The sequence below is a fragment of the Mesorhizobium sp. genome, from assembly GCF_004962245.1.
Classification (GTDB): domain Bacteria; phylum Pseudomonadota; class Alphaproteobacteria; order Rhizobiales; family Rhizobiaceae; genus Mesorhizobium.
Map to the genome: position 1 here is coordinate 1 of NZ_SUHQ01000055.1, position 17,006 is coordinate 17,006.

The 17,006-nt window shown below is 58.5% G+C and carries 20 protein-coding genes and 3 pseudogenes; 8 read left to right on the forward strand and 15 right to left on the reverse strand.

What is annotated here, in order from left to right:
• Nucleotides 1-736 (reverse strand): hypothetical protein (locus tag E5X88_RS31945; protein WP_292168195.1); only part of this gene is annotated, 736 nt, incomplete at its 3' end.
• Nucleotides 737-949: 213 nt separating this feature from the next.
• On the opposite strand from E5X88_RS31945, the gene E5X88_RS31950 reads away from it, so the two are divergent.
• Both E5X88_RS31950 and E5X88_RS31955 read left to right on the forward strand, forming a co-directional pair.
• The gene (locus E5X88_RS31950; RefSeq protein ID WP_051695310.1) at nucleotides 950-1,447 is read left to right on the forward strand and encodes a hypothetical protein; all 498 of its coding nucleotides are present in this window, start codon (nucleotides 950-952) and stop codon (nucleotides 1,445-1,447) included.
• Nucleotides 1,448-1,482: 35 nt separating this feature from the next.
• Entirely contained in the window at nucleotides 1,483-2,514 is a 1,032-nt protein-coding gene (locus E5X88_RS31955) for a hypothetical protein (protein ID WP_292168196.1), read from the forward strand.
• Between the two features lie 100 nt (nucleotides 2,515-2,614).
• Here the strand turns inward: E5X88_RS31955 and E5X88_RS31960 are convergent, their stop codons facing one another.
• Nucleotides 2,615-2,986: a hypothetical protein gene (locus tag E5X88_RS31960; RefSeq protein WP_127313405.1), complete on the reverse strand. Its 372-nt coding sequence runs from the start codon at nucleotides 2,984-2,986 to the stop codon at nucleotides 2,615-2,617.
• Nucleotides 2,987-3,213: 227 nt separating this feature from the next.
• On the opposite strand from E5X88_RS31960, the gene E5X88_RS31965 reads away from it, so the two are divergent.
• From E5X88_RS31965 to E5X88_RS31975, 3 genes are all read left to right on the forward strand, one after another.
• Nucleotides 3,214-3,384 (forward strand): hypothetical protein, encoded by a 171-nt coding sequence (locus E5X88_RS31965; protein ID WP_292168199.1) that lies wholly within the window; start codon nucleotides 3,214-3,216, stop codon nucleotides 3,382-3,384.
• Between the two features lie 444 nt (nucleotides 3,385-3,828).
• Nucleotides 3,829-5,991 (forward strand): prolyl oligopeptidase family serine peptidase, encoded by a 2,163-nt coding sequence (locus tag E5X88_RS31970; RefSeq protein ID WP_292168200.1) that lies wholly within the window; start codon nucleotides 3,829-3,831, stop codon nucleotides 5,989-5,991.
• A 38-nt stretch (nucleotides 5,992-6,029) separates the two neighbouring features.
• Entirely contained in the window at nucleotides 6,030-6,728 is a 699-nt protein-coding gene (locus E5X88_RS31975; protein WP_287172802.1) for an OmpW family protein, read from the forward strand.
• Between the two features lie 308 nt (nucleotides 6,729-7,036).
• On the opposite strand, the gene E5X88_RS31980 is transcribed toward E5X88_RS31975, so the two are convergent.
• The 6 genes and pseudogenes from E5X88_RS31980 to E5X88_RS32005 all read right to left on the reverse strand — a co-directional run bounded on the left by E5X88_RS31980 (nucleotide 7,037) and on the right by E5X88_RS32005 (nucleotide 9,642).
• Complete coding sequence (locus tag E5X88_RS31980; RefSeq protein ID WP_287310941.1) at nucleotides 7,037-7,240, reverse strand: hypothetical protein; 204 nt, start codon at nucleotides 7,238-7,240, stop codon at nucleotides 7,037-7,039.
• A 658-nt stretch (nucleotides 7,241-7,898) separates the two neighbouring features.
• The gene (locus tag E5X88_RS31985) at nucleotides 7,899-8,066 is read right to left on the reverse strand and encodes a hypothetical protein (protein WP_292168202.1); all 168 of its coding nucleotides are present in this window, start codon (nucleotides 8,064-8,066) and stop codon (nucleotides 7,899-7,901) included.
• Nucleotides 8,067-8,167: 101 nt separating this feature from the next.
• Nucleotides 8,168-8,824, reverse strand: a pseudogene (locus tag E5X88_RS31990) (IS630 family transposase); the annotation flags it as partial.
• 68 nt (nucleotides 8,825-8,892) lie between these two features.
• Nucleotides 8,893-9,127, reverse strand: a pseudogene (locus E5X88_RS31995) (aldehyde dehydrogenase family protein); the annotation flags it as partial.
• Between the two features lie 123 nt (nucleotides 9,128-9,250).
• The gene (locus tag E5X88_RS32000) at nucleotides 9,251-9,394 is read right to left on the reverse strand and encodes a hypothetical protein (protein ID WP_287172797.1); all 144 of its coding nucleotides are present in this window, start codon (nucleotides 9,392-9,394) and stop codon (nucleotides 9,251-9,253) included.
• Nucleotides 9,395-9,435: 41 nt separating this feature from the next.
• On the reverse strand, nucleotides 9,436-9,642 hold the full coding sequence (locus tag E5X88_RS32005) for a hypothetical protein (protein ID WP_292168205.1): 207 nt from the start codon (nucleotides 9,640-9,642) through the stop codon (nucleotides 9,436-9,438).
• On the opposite strand from E5X88_RS32005, the gene E5X88_RS32010 reads away from it, so the two are divergent.
• Complete coding sequence (locus tag E5X88_RS32010; protein ID WP_245517296.1) at nucleotides 9,553-9,753, forward strand: hypothetical protein; 201 nt, start codon at nucleotides 9,553-9,555, stop codon at nucleotides 9,751-9,753. The genes E5X88_RS32005 and E5X88_RS32010 overlap by 90 nt on opposite strands.
• Before the next feature lie 14 nt (nucleotides 9,754-9,767).
• Here the strand turns inward: E5X88_RS32010 and E5X88_RS32015 are convergent.
• The 5 genes and pseudogenes from E5X88_RS32015 to E5X88_RS32035 form a co-directional block, all read right to left on the reverse strand.
• Nucleotides 9,768-9,866, reverse strand: a pseudogene (locus E5X88_RS32015) (aminotransferase class III-fold pyridoxal phosphate-dependent enzyme); the annotation flags it as partial.
• Between the two features lie 221 nt (nucleotides 9,867-10,087).
• Entirely contained in the window at nucleotides 10,088-11,461 is a 1,374-nt protein-coding gene (locus tag E5X88_RS32020) for a 2OG-Fe dioxygenase family protein (RefSeq protein WP_292168206.1), read from the reverse strand.
• Nucleotides 11,359-12,069, reverse strand: coding sequence for an argininosuccinate synthase domain-containing protein (locus tag E5X88_RS32025; protein WP_292168208.1), 711 nt, complete (start codon nucleotides 12,067-12,069; stop codon nucleotides 11,359-11,361). Before E5X88_RS32025 ends, E5X88_RS32020 begins: the two co-directional genes overlap by 103 nt.
• Nucleotides 12,066-12,938: a DMT family transporter gene (locus E5X88_RS32030; protein WP_292168210.1), complete on the reverse strand. Its 873-nt coding sequence runs from the start codon at nucleotides 12,936-12,938 to the stop codon at nucleotides 12,066-12,068. The genes E5X88_RS32025 and E5X88_RS32030 overlap by 4 nt, the downstream gene beginning before the upstream one ends.
• A gap of 726 nt (nucleotides 12,939-13,664) precedes the next feature.
• Nucleotides 13,665-13,883 (reverse strand): helix-turn-helix transcriptional regulator, encoded by a 219-nt coding sequence (locus tag E5X88_RS32035; protein ID WP_292168212.1) that lies wholly within the window; start codon nucleotides 13,881-13,883, stop codon nucleotides 13,665-13,667.
• Nucleotides 13,884-13,992: 109 nt separating this feature from the next.
• Here E5X88_RS32035 and E5X88_RS32040 point away from each other — a divergent pair, with 109 nt between their 5' ends.
• The gene (locus E5X88_RS32040; protein ID WP_029354712.1) at nucleotides 13,993-14,259 is read left to right on the forward strand and encodes a DUF2285 domain-containing protein; all 267 of its coding nucleotides are present in this window, start codon (nucleotides 13,993-13,995) and stop codon (nucleotides 14,257-14,259) included.
• Between the two features lie 481 nt (nucleotides 14,260-14,740).
• On the opposite strand, the gene E5X88_RS32045 is transcribed toward E5X88_RS32040, so the two are convergent.
• Nucleotides 14,741-14,974: a helix-turn-helix transcriptional regulator gene (locus E5X88_RS32045; RefSeq protein WP_091597910.1), complete on the reverse strand. Its 234-nt coding sequence runs from the start codon at nucleotides 14,972-14,974 to the stop codon at nucleotides 14,741-14,743.
• A 116-nt stretch (nucleotides 14,975-15,090) separates the two neighbouring features.
• Between E5X88_RS32045 and E5X88_RS32050 the strand changes: the two genes are divergently transcribed.
• Complete coding sequence (locus E5X88_RS32050; protein ID WP_091597912.1) at nucleotides 15,091-15,372, forward strand: DUF2285 domain-containing protein; 282 nt, start codon at nucleotides 15,091-15,093, stop codon at nucleotides 15,370-15,372.
• Nucleotides 15,373-15,918: 546 nt separating this feature from the next.
• Here E5X88_RS32050 and E5X88_RS32055 read toward each other — a convergent pair.
• Complete coding sequence (locus E5X88_RS32055; protein WP_127248563.1) at nucleotides 15,919-16,656, reverse strand: LuxR family transcriptional regulator; 738 nt, start codon at nucleotides 16,654-16,656, stop codon at nucleotides 15,919-15,921.
• Nucleotides 16,657-17,006: the final 350 nt, after the last annotated feature.

The window sequence follows — 17,006 nt, forward strand, 5'->3', positions numbered from 1 at the left end:
CGCTCGCGAGCGGCTTCGCTATCGCCGACCTACACCACGCGGTGGGACACGACCGAGAAGGCGAGGAAATCAATGCACGGACGAGCCTGTCTCTCGAGTAATTGTAGAAGCGAGAATCAATTCTGAGTTCCACGTTTGAAGGACGATTCCCAGTGCAGCATCTGGACCCGGAGGCGTCTAGGAATCCAACAGCAGCATTCAACCAGAACCGAAATTCACCCACGTCGAAATGCGCAATGTTCGAGCGTATGGTCTCAGCGGCATGCTTTTCATGGACCCGCGCCAGCTTGCAGATTGTCATTGCCAGCATGATTGGCTGGTCGTTAGCCCGCTCCCACAGGAAGTCGTCGTCTAGAAATGATGCTTCGTCAGCATCCGAAAACTCGAATCCACTAATGCCCCGTACCTCGGCAAGATTTTCATAGGGATGACTGTGGAAATCACCGATGAGCGTCAAGTGTGGTGCCCATCGAACCATCAGTTCGCTCTTCAGGCGGACAGCCTGATCGTTGGGCTTCACGCTGTTCCGTGATCGCTTGGCTGAAATGCTGAGACTCATAAGATCGACATGGAAATGGGTCGTTCCTTTCGAGTCCTCGCGACTGAAGCCCCAAAGATACCCCAGCGTTTCCAGCTTTGTTCGGCGCGGACGACCATCTCCGAGAACATAGGCTTCCAGTGTGGCAAGCGTAATAGTGTGACGAGCTGCATCAGAAAGGGAAATGGTGAACTTCATCGTGCGTTACCTGAAGGTGCCTCCGATTCGTTTCCGATCAACGGCCAGCCACGATCCTCACTGGGGCTTCGCTGGTCCAAATCGCGATATATCCGACCTAGTCGGCCCGAATCCTGACCTTGATCAGGATCTCGCACGCGAAGTCCTGACCAAGAAGCCATCGCTAGGTACGTCGGGGGCTTTATCGTTCCCGCCTACGACGGTGTTGCGCCTGTGATACCTGACGGCGAGGAAACCATCGAAGAAACTGCCGATGACCTTCTCGCCAGTGAGACGCTGGACTCCGCTGTCGAGGAGGAGGTCGATGAGAAGGATTCGACTGACCAACCACCGCGGGACAGGTTTCTTCCGTCGTCGATAGGGTTGACGGTGGTTCTTCCGGAAACGGTGAGTCAAGTCACGCTGCGCGCAACATGGGGGAACTATAAGACGGAGCCCCCATTGCCCGATGCGCTCCTCATTCCCGAAGTGTCGGGAAAGGGCAAGCCAAAGCCAGAAAAGCCCGAGAACCTCCGTTGGGTTCGGGTTTCCGGCGAAGCCGCGATCGTCCTCGACGTCACTCGGAACCAGTCCGGGATCCCGCTGCCGGAAAGCGCTGCGCCTCACAGGCCGGGCGGCGGCATCGAAGTCGCCGTTCACACCGTGTGCTCCGTCAAAAGACTCCGGAAGGGGCTGAAGAGCGTCTGCGCGTCATCACCGTCTTCTTGGTAAACCGTCGACGGAGCACAAAGGCTCCGTACAAGGACGTGGCCTACGCGTTCCAGACCCGGATCGAGCTCGAATGTGCGGATGGATTTTATCCGCGCAGCGACCTGTCCACCTACCAGTCCGATGATTTCGAACTTAGGCTGGGCGATCTCCATTATCGCGATGTCCGCGAATATGCCGTTGGTCGCAACACATCTGCAGGCTGGCAAGAACGGCGTGACGCGACGAACGATCCGCTCCCCGTGACGCGTGTTTGGACCGATTTCCTTCCGCAGCAGGAGGTGGAGCGTGTCGTCCCGGCAAGGAGCGATGGCGTCGAGTTCGGCATGGAGGCTCTCGCTCGGGCTGCCGTTTCCGGAGCCGAAGCGGTCAGTGCAGCCTTGGATTCACTGCCTGAACTTTACGCCGAGTGGCGGCGGGGTCAGGAAGGAATGATGACAGGGCTTGCGCCGAGACGGCTAAAGACGGGCCAGGCGCTTCTGGAAAATGTTGACACCGCCGGCAGCAGGATTCGCGATGGGATAGATCTCCTTAAGCGTGATACGGTGGCGCGTGAAGCATTCGGCCTGATGAATACGGCGATGGCGATGGCCAACCGCCGGCGCGAGGCAGTGATCCAGAAGAAGCTGCCGGGCGATGTAGACCCGCCAACATGGCGGCCGTTCCAGCTAGCCTTCGTCCTCCTCAATCTCGTTGGCGTGACCGACCGAAACAGTGGTGAGCGCGAGATCGTCGACCTGCTTTTTTTTCCGACCGGCGGCGGCAAGAGCGTATCTTGGACTTGCCGCCTATGCGATTGTGCTGAGGCGGCTCCGCGGATCTGGCGTGCTGGGTGCGGGCATCAGCGTCATCATGCGCTACACGTTACGCCTGCTCACGCCGCTGGTCTCGTCTGCGCGCTCGAATTCCTGCGGACCCATGATGACAATGGCCGGAACACGCTTGGCGAATGGCCGATCGAGATTGGACTCTGGGTGGGCGGCGCAGCCTCACCGAACAATCCAGCCGCGAAATTCTTCCGACAAGGACGCCGCGACGACCTGGCTGAAGCGGTACCAGAGCAGACCTAAGACGAAATCCCCGGTGCCACTGAAGGCATGTCCGTGGTGTGGTGAGCCCTTCAAGCCAGAGAGCTTCCACTTCACGCCCAACAGGACGGCTCCGCAGAATCTAGTGCTCAAATGCGAGAACGCCGAATGCGACTTCACGCGGGATCGACACCTGCCGGTGCTCGTGGTGGACGAGCCAATTTACCGCCGTCTTCCCGCATTTCTCATCGCCACGGTGGACAAATTTGCCTCCCTTCCATGGATTGGCAAGAGCGGCGCATTCTTTGGACACGTAGACCGGTATGATCCGGACAAGGGGTTCTTCGGCGCGTATGAGCCAGGCGAAGGTCGCCCCTTCGGAAACGGGCATCGGCTCGATCCGCCGGATCTTGTCATCCAGGACGAACTGCACCTGATCTCTGGCCCGCTTGGAACGGTGGCCGCACTCTACGAAACAGCGATCGACCTGCTGTCGTCGCGGCCGGGTCTTCATGGACTCATTCGTCCAAAATCGTCGCTTCGACCGCGACCGTCCGAAGGGCGGAGAAACAGATCGCAGCCTTGTTCGATCGTTCGGAGACGGCCGTATTTCCGCCACCCGGCATCCACCGTACCGACAGCTTCTTCGCCAGGACTGTGCCATCGACACGAGAGCCAGCCCGCCTCTACGTCGGTGTGGCGAGTCAGGATCGCGGGCCTAAACTCCTCTTTCTTCGGAGCATGCAGACCCTGCTGGCAGGCGCGCAGGCACTGACTTCCAGCCCGACGCAAGAAGGGGAAGATCCCGCCGATCCGTATCTGACAGTGCTCACGTATTTCAATGCGCTTGGCGAGCTTTGGGGGCGCTCGTCGCATCTCCTCAGAACTCCGCTGCTTCCAGCTGGCGGCTGAAACCCACAGGCGCAGCCAGCTTGGTCGCTAACCGCATCGATCGCCTCATGGTGTCTGCCATGAATCCGTGTGCGTGAAGCGCTCCAGAGCGAAGATGTTGGGCGTCAACCAAGTTCACCAATGAGCTTCACTGCTCGAGTTCTGCACGGTGTCACCGACTGGCGCCGGAGGTTGATCCGGTGATTAGGAGGAGCACTCGTTGTCGGATTCTCGACGATGTCGGACATGTGACACAACGCTTCCAGAGCGATCGCATTGTTCCGAAACGATTTTCCCAGTTGGCACGACGGTTGCGATCCTATGCGCAAAAGCCCTGCGATGCCGCACCGACTGGAAGAACTCATCAATGATCACGCTTTTCGAACATGTGGGCGCCGCTACCAACACTGAGCGTTCCCGAGCCGACGGAAGCCTCTATCCCTTCTTTCTGAAGGCTGTCCGGACATGAACGCATTTGATGTCCGTCCAACGCTGGATGCTCCCGACGACGATCCCTATCTCTGGCTTGAAGATGTAGAGGGCGAGCGGGCACTTGCCTGGGCCGCCGGCCAGTCGGCAAAGACCCTGAAGCACTTCGGTGGAACGCAGTTCGAGCGCGACCGGGCGGCTCTGACAGCCATTTTCGACAATCGCTACAACCTTCCCCTGATCGCGCGCCGTGGTCAGTACCTCTACAATTATTGGCGAGATGCCGGAAATCCACGCGGACTGTGGCGCCGGACCACCCTTGCCGCCTACATGAAGGCGGATCCCCAATGGGAGCTACTGCTCGATCTAGATGCTCTCGCGGCTAGCGACGGAGAGGATTGGATCTGGGACGGCGCGTCCGTCGAGCCGGAGAGACGGGAAAGAGCCGTTCTGCGCCTGTCGCGCGGCGGCAGCGACGCGGTCGTGCATCGCGAATTCGACCTGATCTCTCTGAGCTTTGTGGCCGACGGTTTCAATCTCCCCGAGGCCAAAGGCTACGTTAGTTGGCTGGACCCTGACACGCTTCTGCTTTCCAGTGCGCTTGGTAATGGCATGGCCACCCGCTCCGGCTATGCGCGCACCGTGCGACTGTGGAAGCGTGACGCGGATCCCCTCACCACGCCGGTAATCTACGAGGCCGGGTTCCAGAGCCTCAAGGTGTCTGGTCATTCGGACCGCACCGGCCGCAGCGAGCGCCTTTGGTTCATCGAGCAGCCGGCCTTCTTCGAGAAGATCAGCTGGATCGGCGACAGGAGCGGGCCGAGGAGGCAGATCGATCTTCCTCGCGACGCGTCGCGGCAGGTCTTCGGCGACTGGCTGGCGGTAAGGCCGCAAAAGCCCTGGACGGTGGGAGGCACCACCCATCCCGCCGACGCGCTGATCGTCATCTCGCTTTCCTCTTTCCTCGCCGGCGGTCGCCGTTTTGAGACCCTGTTTCAACCAGGGGAAAGGCGCTCCCTGCAGTCATTCTTCTGGAATGACGGGAAGCTCATTATCTCTTACCTCGTCAATCTCGTACCGCGTTTCGAGATGTTCACTCCCGGCCACCAGGAATGGACGCGCCGAGTCCTGAACACCCTGCCCGCCGAAGGGACTGTCGACGTCTGGTCATTCGATGCGGCAGTTCAGGAGACCAATGGAGAGGTCCTGGTCTGTGCTCAGGATCCGATCACGCCGCCGCAGCTCTTGCTGTTCGATCTCAATGCCGCGCCGTCTCTCAGCGCTTCAGCAATCCTGAAGCGCAGCCCGAAGAATTTCGATGCATCCGGACTGGTGGTCACGCGCCACGAGGCAATCTCTATCGATCATGAGCTGATCCCCTATACGCAGGTTGGTCCGGCGAACGGGAACGGAGATGCTCCGATTCACCTTTCCGCTTATGGCGGGTTCGGCGTATCACTCCTGCCCTACTACAACTCCCCGCTGGGCAAGCTGTGGCTCGAGCGCGGCGGCACGTGTGTGGAGGCGAACATCCGCGGCGGCGGCGAGTTCGGCACCCGCTGGCATGATGCCGGGCGCAGGGAGGGCAAGCGTCTGGCCCATGACGATTTCGCCGCCGTTGCCGCCGACCTCGTGCGAAGGGGCATCACCCTGCCGAGGCGGATTGCCGCCGAGGGCGGCTCAAACGGCGGCCTGCTGATCGCCAACATGCTGACCCGCTATCCTGAGCATTTCGGGGCTCTGTTCTGCACAATTCCGCTTATCGACATGCGTCGCTACACCAAGCTCTTAGCGGGCGCGAGTTGGATCGACGAATATGGCGATCCGGACAAGGCTCACGATTGGGCTTTCCTGAAGGAAATCTCCGCCTATCACGCCGCGGCGCCGGGACAGCCCTATCCGCCTATCCTGATCGCCACCACGAAACGCGACGACCGCGTCCATCCGGGCCATGCGCGCAAGATGGCCGCAAAACTGCAGGCTCTTGGCTATCCCGCTTACTTCTACGAGGCCAGCGCAGGCGGGCACGGCTACGGCAAGGACAATCGGGAGCAAGCCGCATTCATCAGTCTAGGCACCAATTTTCTCCGCAGCGCAATCGGCTTCAACGATCACCTTCCGGAGATGGCGGTACGCGTTGCAACGCAAGAGGAGCATTTGAGCTCCATCAACGATTCATTCGAGCAGGAGACGAAATAGTGCAGTGCATCCTTTCTGAACATCAAGGAGTGAATATCATGGCGAGAACGCGAATGGGCGTAGCGCGGGCAATAGCAGCGGCGGTGGCCCTAATCATGGTGGGACAGCAGGCCGTCGCCGCGGAGCCTTCGCAAGCAGAGACCGTCCTGGCGGAGACGGGAGCCTCGGTCACCGAAGCGCCAAGCCCTTGGCAGGTCCGCCTGCGGGCGTTGGGCGTCGTTACGAAAGATCTGGGCTACGTTGATACGCTTCCCGGCTCCGGTCTTTCCTATTCGGACACGGTGACGCCGGAACTCGATATCTCGTATTTCTTTAACGACAACATCGCCGCCGAACTCATACTCGGTACCACCTATGCCAACATCGCGGGCCAAGGGACGATCGGTGGGTTGGGCAACATCGGCAAAGCTTGGCTGCTGCCGCCGACGCTCACGTTGCAGTACCATTTTACCGATCTCGGCGCGTTCAAGCCTTATGTCGGCGCCGGCGTGAACTACACGATCTTCTATAACCAGGACACCGGCAGCGCTGACGCTCTCAAGGTGAAGAACACGTTCGGCACGGCGCTGCAGGTCGGATTCGACTACATGGTGGACCAGCACTGGGGCCTCAACTTCGACGTGAAGAAGCTTTTCCTGAGGCCGGACTTCGACGTCACGGTGGCCGGCGCGAAGCTGACGGGGAAGGCGGAGCTCGATCCCTGGCTGATAGGCGCAGGTGTCACCTACCGCTTTTGAATATCAGAGTGAAGTCTGCTTCCCGACTGCCGGTTTAAAATGAAGGGCGCCTCGCGCGCCCTTTTTTACGGTCGACACTGCAGCGCAAGACCTCATGAAGCTATTGTCGGGCGGGGTTCTCTTCCGGCGGACCAAGAAGATGCACTGGCCAACCGGCCTTGCGCCTGAGGTGGAGTGCTTACAAGCGCTTTGGATCGGGACGGGCTTTGGTATTGTGGGTGGAATGCTTCAGCCAGACCATTTGCCAGCATCGTCTCCCGGACGTCATGTGTGAGCTTCTTTGTCAGCGCAAGGCGAACACGGATCTCCTAGCAGGCCGTTGAAGAAGTGTCCCGTTTGGCCTTGAGGATTGCCTCGTCGCCGTTGTGATAGAGGAAGGTGATCTCGATGGAGCCGTCGTCGAGCAGTTCAGCATGGCCGTCGCCTGTGACCTCGTCCATTTCGTCGAATCCGACCCATGTGAAGAAGACCGTCGACGGGCCGTAGCCGAGTTCGAGGGTTAGATGAGCCAAACGCCAGTGGGGCGTCCTGGGGACGACGCGCGCGAGATTCTGGTCGTGGTGGCCAGCCCAATACAAAAACCGAAGAAATGTCCGGATGTGAGAAGTTGCTGCGGTGCGGGTACCGGAGGTCGCCGATAGTGACAGCCGATGTTCGACAGCGGCAAGGACATGCTCAGCCGTCAACGCGCCGAGGTCTTGGCCGGGAATGGTGGTGATGGAACCAATCCAGAAAGCGGCGGCTGCCTAGGAGAACGCCTTCGCGGGACTTTGACTCCAGTCCGCACACCCTGCTCAGATAGTCCGAAAAAGAGGTCAAAAGCGGAGCATCCGGATTATTATCTACACTGGGAACAGAAGCAAGGAAGCGTTCTGGAGCCACTCGCCGCGCGTGCACCAGTGCCGACACTGCTCCAAGCTGACTATCTGCCATGACCACCTGCCGAACGTAGTCCGTTGACGCCACCGGTACCCTTCGCGGTCTGCTCCAGCGGGAAAGATCGGGTCTGAACGACCCTGCTGACCTGTGCGGCGGCCTCTCTCGCTAGGGCGTCCCCGCTTCCTGTCGTCCTCCTCCGCCAATTTCGGCTGCTTTCGGCCCGCCGCCCTCGCCAAGGCGTCGTAGTCGGTAAGCGCGTCCTCCGTCTCCTTTAGGGGCTTCATCGCGTGACTAGAGTTTAGCGCGTGTTTGTAGGCGGCGGACCGAATGGTCGTCGAAAATGCCACCCAGCGCCACCGCAAGATGCCCTAGGGCTTCCGCCTCATGATCTGACAGCGGCACGTCACGATTAGAGCCGATTGCCCTGCCTTCTTCCACTTTCACAATGTCTGTAGTCATTTCCTGCTCCATCGCGTTGACTGAGATACGATGGAGACGGAAGTGGAGAACAAATTGTTACAAGCAACTAAGATGATATTCTCGTCAACGGGACAATAGTGGACGTTGAAGGCGGCGAACAGGGTGGTGGTGCCGTTGCGCTTGTAGTCGTGCCTCATCGTACCGAGCCGCCCCTTCTTCATCGGCAGGCCGGGTTGGGTGCGGTCGAGCGCCTGGATCTGGCTCTTTTCATCGACCGACAGAACGATGGCATGGGCCGGCGCATCGAGATAGAGGCCGACGACGTCGCGCAACTTGTCGACGAACTTCGGATCATTGGAGAGCTTGAACTGGCGCCAGCGGTGGGGTGCGAGACCATGCGCCTTCCAGATGCGCCTGACGGCGCTGGCGCTGATTGCGGCGGCTTGCGCCATCATGTCGGCGGTCCAGTGGGTCCTCTCGCCCGGCGGATCGGCAAGCGTCAGTGCCACGACGCGCTCGCCGACATCGGGACCGAGCGGCGGAATGCGCGACTGTCGCGTCTTGTCGCGCAGCGGCCCGTCACAGCCTTCCGCGGCAAAGCGCTCCTGCCAGCGCCAGACGTCGGTCTTCGACTTGCCGATGCGGCGCATGACCTCGCCGGTGCCGACGCCGTCGGCGGGCAAAAGCACGATCTCGGCGCGCCAGACATGCTTTTGCGGGGCGTTGCGATCCCTGATCAGCGCCGTCAGACGGACGCGACCGGCCGACGAAACGGTGAACGATCTTCCTGTGCGCATGCGCCAGACTCGCACGCGCAGGCCAGAAAGGGAATCTCTGATTGGACTCCTATGTCAGGCGGGAACCACTAGAGGCCGAGACCGCCGATGCAGACATGTTTGGTGTCGAGATAATCCACGATGCCCTGGAGGCCGCCTTCCTTGCCGAGGCCCGATTCCTTGACGCCGCGGAACGGCACCTCCGGCGTGGTGATCAGGCCTTCATTGACGCCGGTACTTCAGTCCTTCCATCACGCGGAAGGCGCGACCGAGATCGCCGGTGTCGAAGTAGGCCGCGAGGCCGAACTCGGTGTCGTTGGCGAGCGGCGTGCCCGACCTGAGACATGGGTGACGTTTTGTACCGGACACGGATGAAGTGCACCCCTCGGGTGAGCGTTTGCTCGATAATATCCACTGAAGTGAAGCAGTCGGTCTTAATGCTGGAACTCATGCCACCCGACCGACCCGGGAATTCGCAGCAGCGGCGCCGTCGAGTGCAGAACGAATGCCGTCAACCAAGGCGTCGATCTCGCTTTCGGTGATTATATAGGGCGGACAGATTGCAAGCACGTCTCCCATATTGCGGATCATGACGCCGTGCTCGCGGCACCGCCGCTCGACATCGCCGATCCTCAGCTCGGGCGCGAAGACGCGACGGGCGCACGATCCTCGACGATCTGAACCCTGAAGCCGCGGCCGCGGGCTTCACCGACAAGCGGATGGTCGCCGAGCGCGTCCGCGAGGGCTCCATGCAAGTGATCGCCGAGACGACGCGCCTGGGTCACGAAATCGATCTCGCGGTAGATCCTGATCGCCTCGGCGGCGACGGCCGCTATCACCGGATGACCGGAGTAGGGGAAACCGTGACCGAACACGCCGACCTTGTGGGCCTCGTCAGCGGCGCATTGATAAATCTTGTCGAGATAATGACGCCGCCAATGGGCAGGTGACCGGATGAAAGCCCCTTGGCGATCGAGAGCATGTCCGGTTCCATGCCAAATGTCTGGCTACCAAACCAGTTCCCGGTGCCTCCGAAGCCGCAGACCACCTCGTCGGACAGCATGAGGATAATTTCTCACTTTCTTGCGAAGATCGGGGTGTCCACGGTCATTCGTATTACGCGAGATCCGCGAGGCAAAAAACCATCATACCAGAGGAGGCGAAACTGCTATCTAGGTGTTTAGATGCAAGAAATTAATCCTGCATTGTTCCCGCACCAGGAACACCCGAGAGGATACCAAGCAGTATTGAACCTTGTTGAAAATGCTCTCGGCGCGCTGGGCGTTATAATTTCTCGAAGGCGATCACAAGGACGTCGCGATAAGCGTACGGCATTTTCAGGTTTTCGGCCACAATCGACGATACATCGTGAAACGTTTCGCGGTCGTTGCAGATCACAAAATCATTCGGGGAGTTCATTTCGACCTCGCCGAGGAACTCCTTTGAGGCGTCGGTGATCATGCTCATGCCGCCGGTGACGTTGACCCGCCCAATCATATAGCAAGCAATGAAGTCCACCCCGTCCTGGTGAAGGCCCTCGGGTGCCGGTTTGCCGTTTACACCATCGCGCGCGACAATCCGGTAGGGATGGATCTTGATATTCCAACGATCATGTCGGGCGGCTTCACATAGAATTCTGCAGAAACCTGTCAGAATCTTTTCTAAGACGGGATGGTCTATAAAGGAGTTTTCAAGGGGCTCGAAGTAGCGCTCGAAGCCGCCATTCAGATGATTGACACTTTTTGATTGTTCGTAGGGGGCGTGGGGTAGGAGCCTAAAGATACCGTCAGTTGCGTCATATTCAAAAGCGCTATAGCGCCGGTAACGATATGTTCCGCCGTCACGCATGTATTCATCGAGAAGAAGTCGATTCCAATGGTCAGCAAAGTTCTTCCAGGCTGCATCAATTTCGATGCCAAAGCAGGCTTCGGCGCGCTCGCCTTTTGAAAACCACCATCCATTTGTCACCAGACCGTCAGTGCATTGTTGACTGAGGTTGGCCGGCGCCTGGGGTGCGTTGTTTTCCACGGGTGTCTCCCTTTTGGCGACTAGGCGAGGACGGAACGCTTTGGACGACGCTATGTGGGTTGCGGCTTGGTATTCCCAAAGGTGGCGGTCCCTAATGTATCTCGGGGTCCTGGCTCGGATCGACCGAGGTAAAAAGCGTGTGTGATCGACTATGTAGCTGACGCTCCCGCTAACGCCCTCGAGGGCGGATGCAATGGCCCGTTCGCACATCTGGTGAATAGTACTGCCCCATGCACCTGAAACCGCCTCTTGGGACCAGGCTTGCTCAAGCCCTTGCTTCAAAACGATTGATGCCACGTCAAGAGAAGCGGTTTCGAGGTGACGCAGCGCGTCGAAGATAATGGCCGCCGCAGGGGCCTCGCGGACTTCGAGAACCTTTTGGCCGGTTGTGATGTGTTCAAGCCCGACAAAGCGGCCGTGCCCGAATTTGCCGACCGTGTTATTCAGGAACGGGATTGCGTCGACCAATGCAACATCACGGTCATCAATTGACACGAGACTTCCGTCTGCAAACCCGAGTTTGATCTCTACCGGCTGCTCTGCGGGAATGTTGCGCGTCCAAGCAAATGCCTCCTCGGGGATGGAAAAGTTTTCGGGAATTCCAAAGGCCCCGACTCGAATTCCCGACACCAGAGGTTTTCGTCCGCGCTCCACGTACGGTCCGCCACAAAAGTCGCTCCACACTTGGACAGGTCGGAGGTCTTCTGTTGTCGGGATATCACGGAGCATTCATACGGACTGCCGAAGTTGCCGGAAAATCCTGAGCGCTTAATGCTATTGTTAAGGCGCGGAAGACTGTTTTGAGAAAGGTTTGCTGTATGAAGAACCAGCCGTGAGCCGATTGACCTTGCATGATTAACAACCAAAGATGCGATTATGGGACGGCTCAACGAACTGCTCAACGGATAGATGCCAAGGTACTTGGCGTGGGCTCGAATGGCTGATTTCACGCCTTGTTCGACAAAGGCATCCCGCCCTTCGAGGCAGACAAAGCGCGCGCCGAACATGGCTGCCGTCCGTTCCAACAAAGGCTGATCGATGCGCGTTCCGACATCCGCTGCGACAGCTTCAATGTTCGCAAAGCCAAGACTTTGCAGCTTGTAGAGAAGATAGGTGCTGTCGAGACCGCCGCTGAACATGGTTGCAACTGGTGCGGTTCGGTCCGGAAAAGCCTCCAGATCTTCAAAACTCGAAATGCCGCCGATGGCGGGTTTGGTGGAAGCCAAGATGGGGTTCATTTGGATGTCCTGCTCTCAAACCAGATGCCAGCAAACGTCCCAGCGAGGACGAGGCCTGCGCCTATCAAGCTCGGTATTGTCAAAGGCTCATTCAGAAGAAGGTGCGCTAGAACGAAACCAAAAAAAGGTTCTGTTCCCATCAAGAAGCCAACCCGTGTCGGTGTGGATTTTCTCACTGCGGCATTTTGAATGTAGACTGCAGCGAGAGTGCAGAAGAGTGCAAGGAAGGCAACAGCGCCCCAAAACTGAAGGGTGGCCCTCACAACAAGGCCTGAAATTCCGAACTGAGCGACGGCCAAAACGAAAGTAAGTGTTGCCACCGTCGATCCCTGGATGGCCGTCAGGGCTGCAGATGAAATCTGCCGGCCGGCCAGAAGGCGTTTGGTGGAAACGACCATAACCGCTCGCAGAATCGCGGCCCCCAAGACAAGCGCGTCACCCGGGCTGAACCTGCTGATCCCGCCAGTGAGAATGCCGACACCGATGCACGCTATGGCAGCACTTGCCAAAATGCCCGTAGGTGGAAGTCGCCGTGATAGCCCATAGTCGATGATCGGCGTGAAAATCACACAAAGCGATATGATCAAGGCCGTGTTCATTGCGCTTGTCGATGCAACGCCGTAAGTTTCAGCAATAAAGATGCAAAAAAGTATTGTTCCCAATGCGAAGCCGCGGATGAAATCGCCCCAGGAGACCAATGCGATCTCATGTCTTGCAGCCACTGCCGTAATGATCGTAGTAATCAGGAAGCGATAAAGAACAAGTATCGAAACCGGCGCGTAGAACAGTGCGCCTTTCGCGACCGGATAGCTCGCCCCCCAAACGAATGCGACTCCCAGCAAGGCTAGATCCACCGAGAAAGATGGCATCCGTGTTTTCCTGACAGGTATTGGAGAACTTTCGAAAACGTCCACCTTCAAAGTTTCCTTTGTGTTAGCCATCCACCCTGCTGCGAGGGTCGAACAGATCAGGTCGTTCAGCCTCTTGGGCGATCCGTGCCGCGGCGTACTTGTTTTTGGTAACGCAAGTGCCGTGCCGATTCGGAAAACCATTGCTAGACAACAACCTGGTCGCCTTGATAGTTCGGCGGTTCATGTCCATCGTTGTCAGAATGCCGACAATGACTTCAACTGCAGGGATCCTACTGGCAGGGCCTTACGGCGAACACGCGGCTCCTAGATGGCTGGTTCAGCCATGCTGCGACAGTTGCCTGTTTTTTTCAGTTCCTTTGCTGTTCGTGCGCTAACCGCAACGCTCCATACTAGTCTCGCGTGCCTGTCCCCGTGGGGTGGGCGGCAGAAAGCGATTAGGCCCGCTGAAAGAGGCGGACCGCATCCGAAGGACCGTAACCAAGAGAAGGACCTGAAGCGAGAGCGAAGGTTGCGGGAGGCCGCGGCGGGCCTAAAAGGCAATGCCGACCAACCCCCACGCCCCAGGAAAGGCTGACAAAAACCGCAGCGGCCGACTGTCCAATAGGGTGCGCCGCGCCAGGGCGAGCCAAATGGCAGGGGCTGCCGGGGGCCCTAAGAAAAGCGTGGGTTCACGAGCACCCGGCGCGCGCCATCAGGCCGCCAGCTACTTGGAGGGCGGGTGTATCAGGCCTGTTTGTCGGGCCGAACCAGATCCATGTGGCTGACGCCGAGGGCCAATGCCAGTTCATAGATCGTGATAATTGTCGGATTTCTTCGGCCTTTCTCCAAGCCGCTGATGTACTGCTGACTGAACCCGGAAATCTCCGCAAGCTGCTCCTGCGTCAGAAGCTTCCTTTGCCTGATCCTCTGCACATTCCGTCCGACCAACTTGCGCATATCCATGCACGCAAGCCAGCGGATCAGGCGGCTTGAGTTTATCAACTATAATATGTAATCCACATTTAGCAGCCAGAGGGCTTCGCCGGTCCATTCTCCGGAGATAGAATTAGCGATGTTACAGCCCAAATCGAACACGCCGTTTGCCGACGAGGTCCCCTGGTCGGACCGCATTACAGCCTACGACAAGGACCACTTTACAACCTATATGAGGCTCCTGGACGCCTCAGCCGACAACGCCACTGAAGAGGAAATGGCCCATGTGATCCTCGGCATTGATCCGGCACGCGAACCGGAGCGCGCACGGAACGTCCTTCGCAGTCATCTCGACCGTGCAAACTGGGTGGTGACGAGCGGCTACAAGGATTTGTTCGCCAGTTGACGAAATGGGCGGTGCGGTCGCTTCGCTTGAAGCAACGAAGTCGCGTAACCACCATGCATCGACGCATCACCACAGCGCGAATGCGCTCGAAGATGATCGCGAGGACTTCCAGTCGGCGCGGATGGCCCAGCCCTTCGCTGTCTCATCGTTTTGTCCTCCGCTCGCCAATGGCTGCTTCCCAGGAAGCGGTGCGGCGGCGAGTCATGACAGGAACGGGCCCGCCGTCTGAGCCGCACCGCATCCGAAGGACCGGATGGACAACTTACTGGAAGCTCACACCTAGCTAAGGGTTGCGGGACGCCGCGGCGGGCCTAGAAGGATGCGGCGCCACCTGCTGGGAAGGGCACAACAGAGAGAATTGCGAGAGTGTAACGACGCGCTAGGAGGAGGCGCAGCGGAATGGTCGAGACGCCCTGAGCCAAGAAAAGCAGGGATCGACCCACCGGCACCCGGCACGCGCGGTGATGGGCGCGGGCGCCCACTACGTCCGCAGGCTCAACAGAATCTCACACGGATCAGCGTCGAGGGCCGCAGTTACGTCGAGAAACTCAATGATATCGAGACGCCGCTCTCCACCCTCATATTTCGCCACGAAAGATTGCGGACGGCCAAGCATCTCAGCCACCTGCGCCTGCGTCAGCCCTTTGACCTTGCGCAGTGAGATCAACTGGGCCAGAAACCGCTGGTGGCGGGGAGATCGAAGAGATTTTGGCATTTAGGTGAACCGGTCAGGTAGAGACCGGCTCAGCGACTAATCCCCGTTTCGGATTATCCCATTTTGGGATATTCTGCCTTGAATCCAGCGATCAACATGCGAGGTTCGCGGCAGACATGAATCGATCAACGGGAACAGATAGGATTCAAAGCCCAACACTGCTCGACGAAGTCCCTTGGTCTGACCGTCTTACCGCCTACGACAGGGCGCACTTTACCACCTATATGAGGCTCCTGGACGCCTCAGCCGATGAGGCGCCCCAAGAGGAAATGGCCCATCTGATCCTCGGCATTGATCCGGCACTTGAACCGGAGCGCGCCAGGAAGGCGCTTCGTAGTCATCTCGACCGTGCGAACTGGATGGTGACGAGCGGCTACAAGGAATTGTTCGCCAGCTGACAAATGCGCAGTGCTCGGTCATACAAGTAGGCAGTTCCTGTGGCAGCCAGTGGTCAGGCTGATCGGGACCTGCACCACAGACGCGCCGGCAAAATGGACTCGGTGGCGAGCACAATTCAGTTCCCAGGAAATCGGGGTTTTGGCAATTGTCCGAGCGTCTGACGTGATAGAAGGTTCCGCTCTGTCTGGATGGGTAATAGCCCGGAGCAGCACTCCATATCGTGCCGGCGCTCGACGCAGAATGGTCCACCTCTTCGCTTTCAAGCCGGATAACCGAAAGCCATCGCCCTAAGTCAACGGTTAGAGATTACCGGCAGGCAGGTATGCAAGCGGGCCATTCTCGGAAACTATAAACCGCACGACTAGCTCGTCAGCGACGAAACACCCGCTCGAGCACCGGTAGACTAAGATCACCGGCGCGGACTGGAAGGATACGGCTGCATCGCCCTGACCGAGCCGGCGGAACAGAAGATCTCGGCATCCAGTCAACGCTCGATACAAAGCGCGCGATCGAATGGACCAAGCACAACCGGATCAAAAAGCTTCTCAGAGAATTGAGGACCCTTCGGACCCCAAAAGGGCTATAGCCTGATTTTGGGTTCGCACGCCTAGCTTCTTCTTGGCATTGTCCAAATGAAAAGCGATCGTGCGTGGCTTGATGCCCAAGATGCGGCCGGTCACCCAGGCTGAATTACCCCGCGCTGCCCACCGCAGGCACTCATATTCGCGGGATGTCAGCGAAATCCCATCCACTGTTCGATCGCTCGGCAGTTTGCGGCGAACGCAACGATGAAAGCAGGCCGCCATCAGCTGAAGAGCTTGTTCGTACCGCTCAGCGACCCGAAGAAATACTGGACGAGGCTCATCGGCGGCAAAAGTAACCGCAGCGATGCGGCCGCGGAGATCGACAATTGGGATCGTCAAACCGCAGCAGATGCTGAATTGAGCCGCCTCATCGAATAGCTGCTGTTGAGCCGGCGACATTTTATCGCCTCCCAAATTCGATCCCCAGTGAAACGGGCAGCCGCCATTTCGAGCACGCAAGACCACAGGATCGAGTTTCTCATACTGATTTTCCAGATACTGTCTGGTCCAGCGGGGTGGATAGTTCGAAATTAGCCTCGGTTTGCCGGAAGGCCGTGCTGGCAAGGAGAGGTAGGCAAAGGAGATTAGGTCAAGTCGTCCGGCCGCCTCAGCCATGGCATCCCGGAAATCTGCCTCATCGATACTCTGTGACAGTCTTTCAAGGAATGTCTCGAAAACAAGTGGCAGGTCCCTCGTCATCGTCGCGCTCGATTCTTCCTCTTTCTGCACGCCTTCCGGCTGCGTCGTGTATGTCCCGACAAACGCGATTGACTTCGCGGGCGTCGCTGCGCTGACCAGGCTCCAGAATGCTGCCACACTTTCGATCTTCGCCGGTCATCCCAATCATGCTGGGCTCGCCCGTTGGGCGTCTGGCAGACGCCTCTTGATCTTTCAACAGCTCAATCAGAGAATCTCCATGCATGAAATCATGACCGCCCCTGCACCGTCCAAATCAGGAGAAATCATCCTGCGCTGACCAAAAGCCATCATTGACCGGTCGTGTCCCACCGCGTGGTGTAGGTCGGCGATAGCGAAGCCGCTCGCGAGCG

Coding starts and splice junctions, on each gene's coding strand:
- E5X88_RS32050 (WP_091597912.1), top strand. CDS start 15,091: ATGAATCGATCAACGGGAACAGATAGGATTCAAAGCCCAACACTGCTC.
- E5X88_RS32055 (WP_127248563.1), bottom strand. CDS start 16,656: ATGACGAGGGACCTGCCACTTGTTTTCGAGACATTCCTTGAAAGACTG.
- E5X88_RS32045 (WP_091597910.1), bottom strand. CDS start 14,974: ATGCCAAAATCTCTTCGATCTCCCCGCCACCAGCGGTTTCTGGCCCAG.
- E5X88_RS32025 (WP_292168208.1), bottom strand. CDS start 12,069: ATGAACCCCATCTTGGCTTCCACCAAACCCGCCATCGGCGGCATTTCG.
- E5X88_RS32035 (WP_292168212.1), bottom strand. CDS start 13,883: ATGGATATGCGCAAGTTGGTCGGACGGAATGTGCAGAGGATCAGGCAA.
- E5X88_RS31975 (WP_287172802.1), top strand. CDS start 6,030: ATGGCGAGAACGCGAATGGGCGTAGCGCGGGCAATAGCAGCGGCGGTG.
- E5X88_RS32040 (WP_029354712.1), top strand. CDS start 13,993: ATGTTACAGCCCAAATCGAACACGCCGTTTGCCGACGAGGTCCCCTGG.
- E5X88_RS32030 (WP_292168210.1), bottom strand. CDS start 12,938: ATGCCATCTTTCTCGGTGGATCTAGCCTTGCTGGGAGTCGCATTCGTT.
- E5X88_RS32000 (WP_287172797.1), bottom strand. CDS start 9,394: ATGATCCGCAATATGGGAGACGTGCTTGCAATCTGTCCGCCCTATATA.
- E5X88_RS31960 (WP_127313405.1), bottom strand. CDS start 2,986: ATGAAGACCCGGCCGCGACGACAGCAGGTCGATCGCTGTTTCGTAGAG.
- E5X88_RS31985 (WP_292168202.1), bottom strand. CDS start 8,066: ATGACTACAGACATTGTGAAAGTGGAAGAAGGCAGGGCAATCGGCTCT.
- E5X88_RS31965 (WP_292168199.1), top strand. CDS start 3,214: ATGCAGACCCTGCTGGCAGGCGCGCAGGCACTGACTTCCAGCCCGACG.
- E5X88_RS32010 (WP_245517296.1), top strand. CDS start 9,553: ATGCAAGTGATCGCCGAGACGACGCGCCTGGGTCACGAAATCGATCTC.
- E5X88_RS31970 (WP_292168200.1), top strand. CDS start 3,829: ATGAACGCATTTGATGTCCGTCCAACGCTGGATGCTCCCGACGACGAT.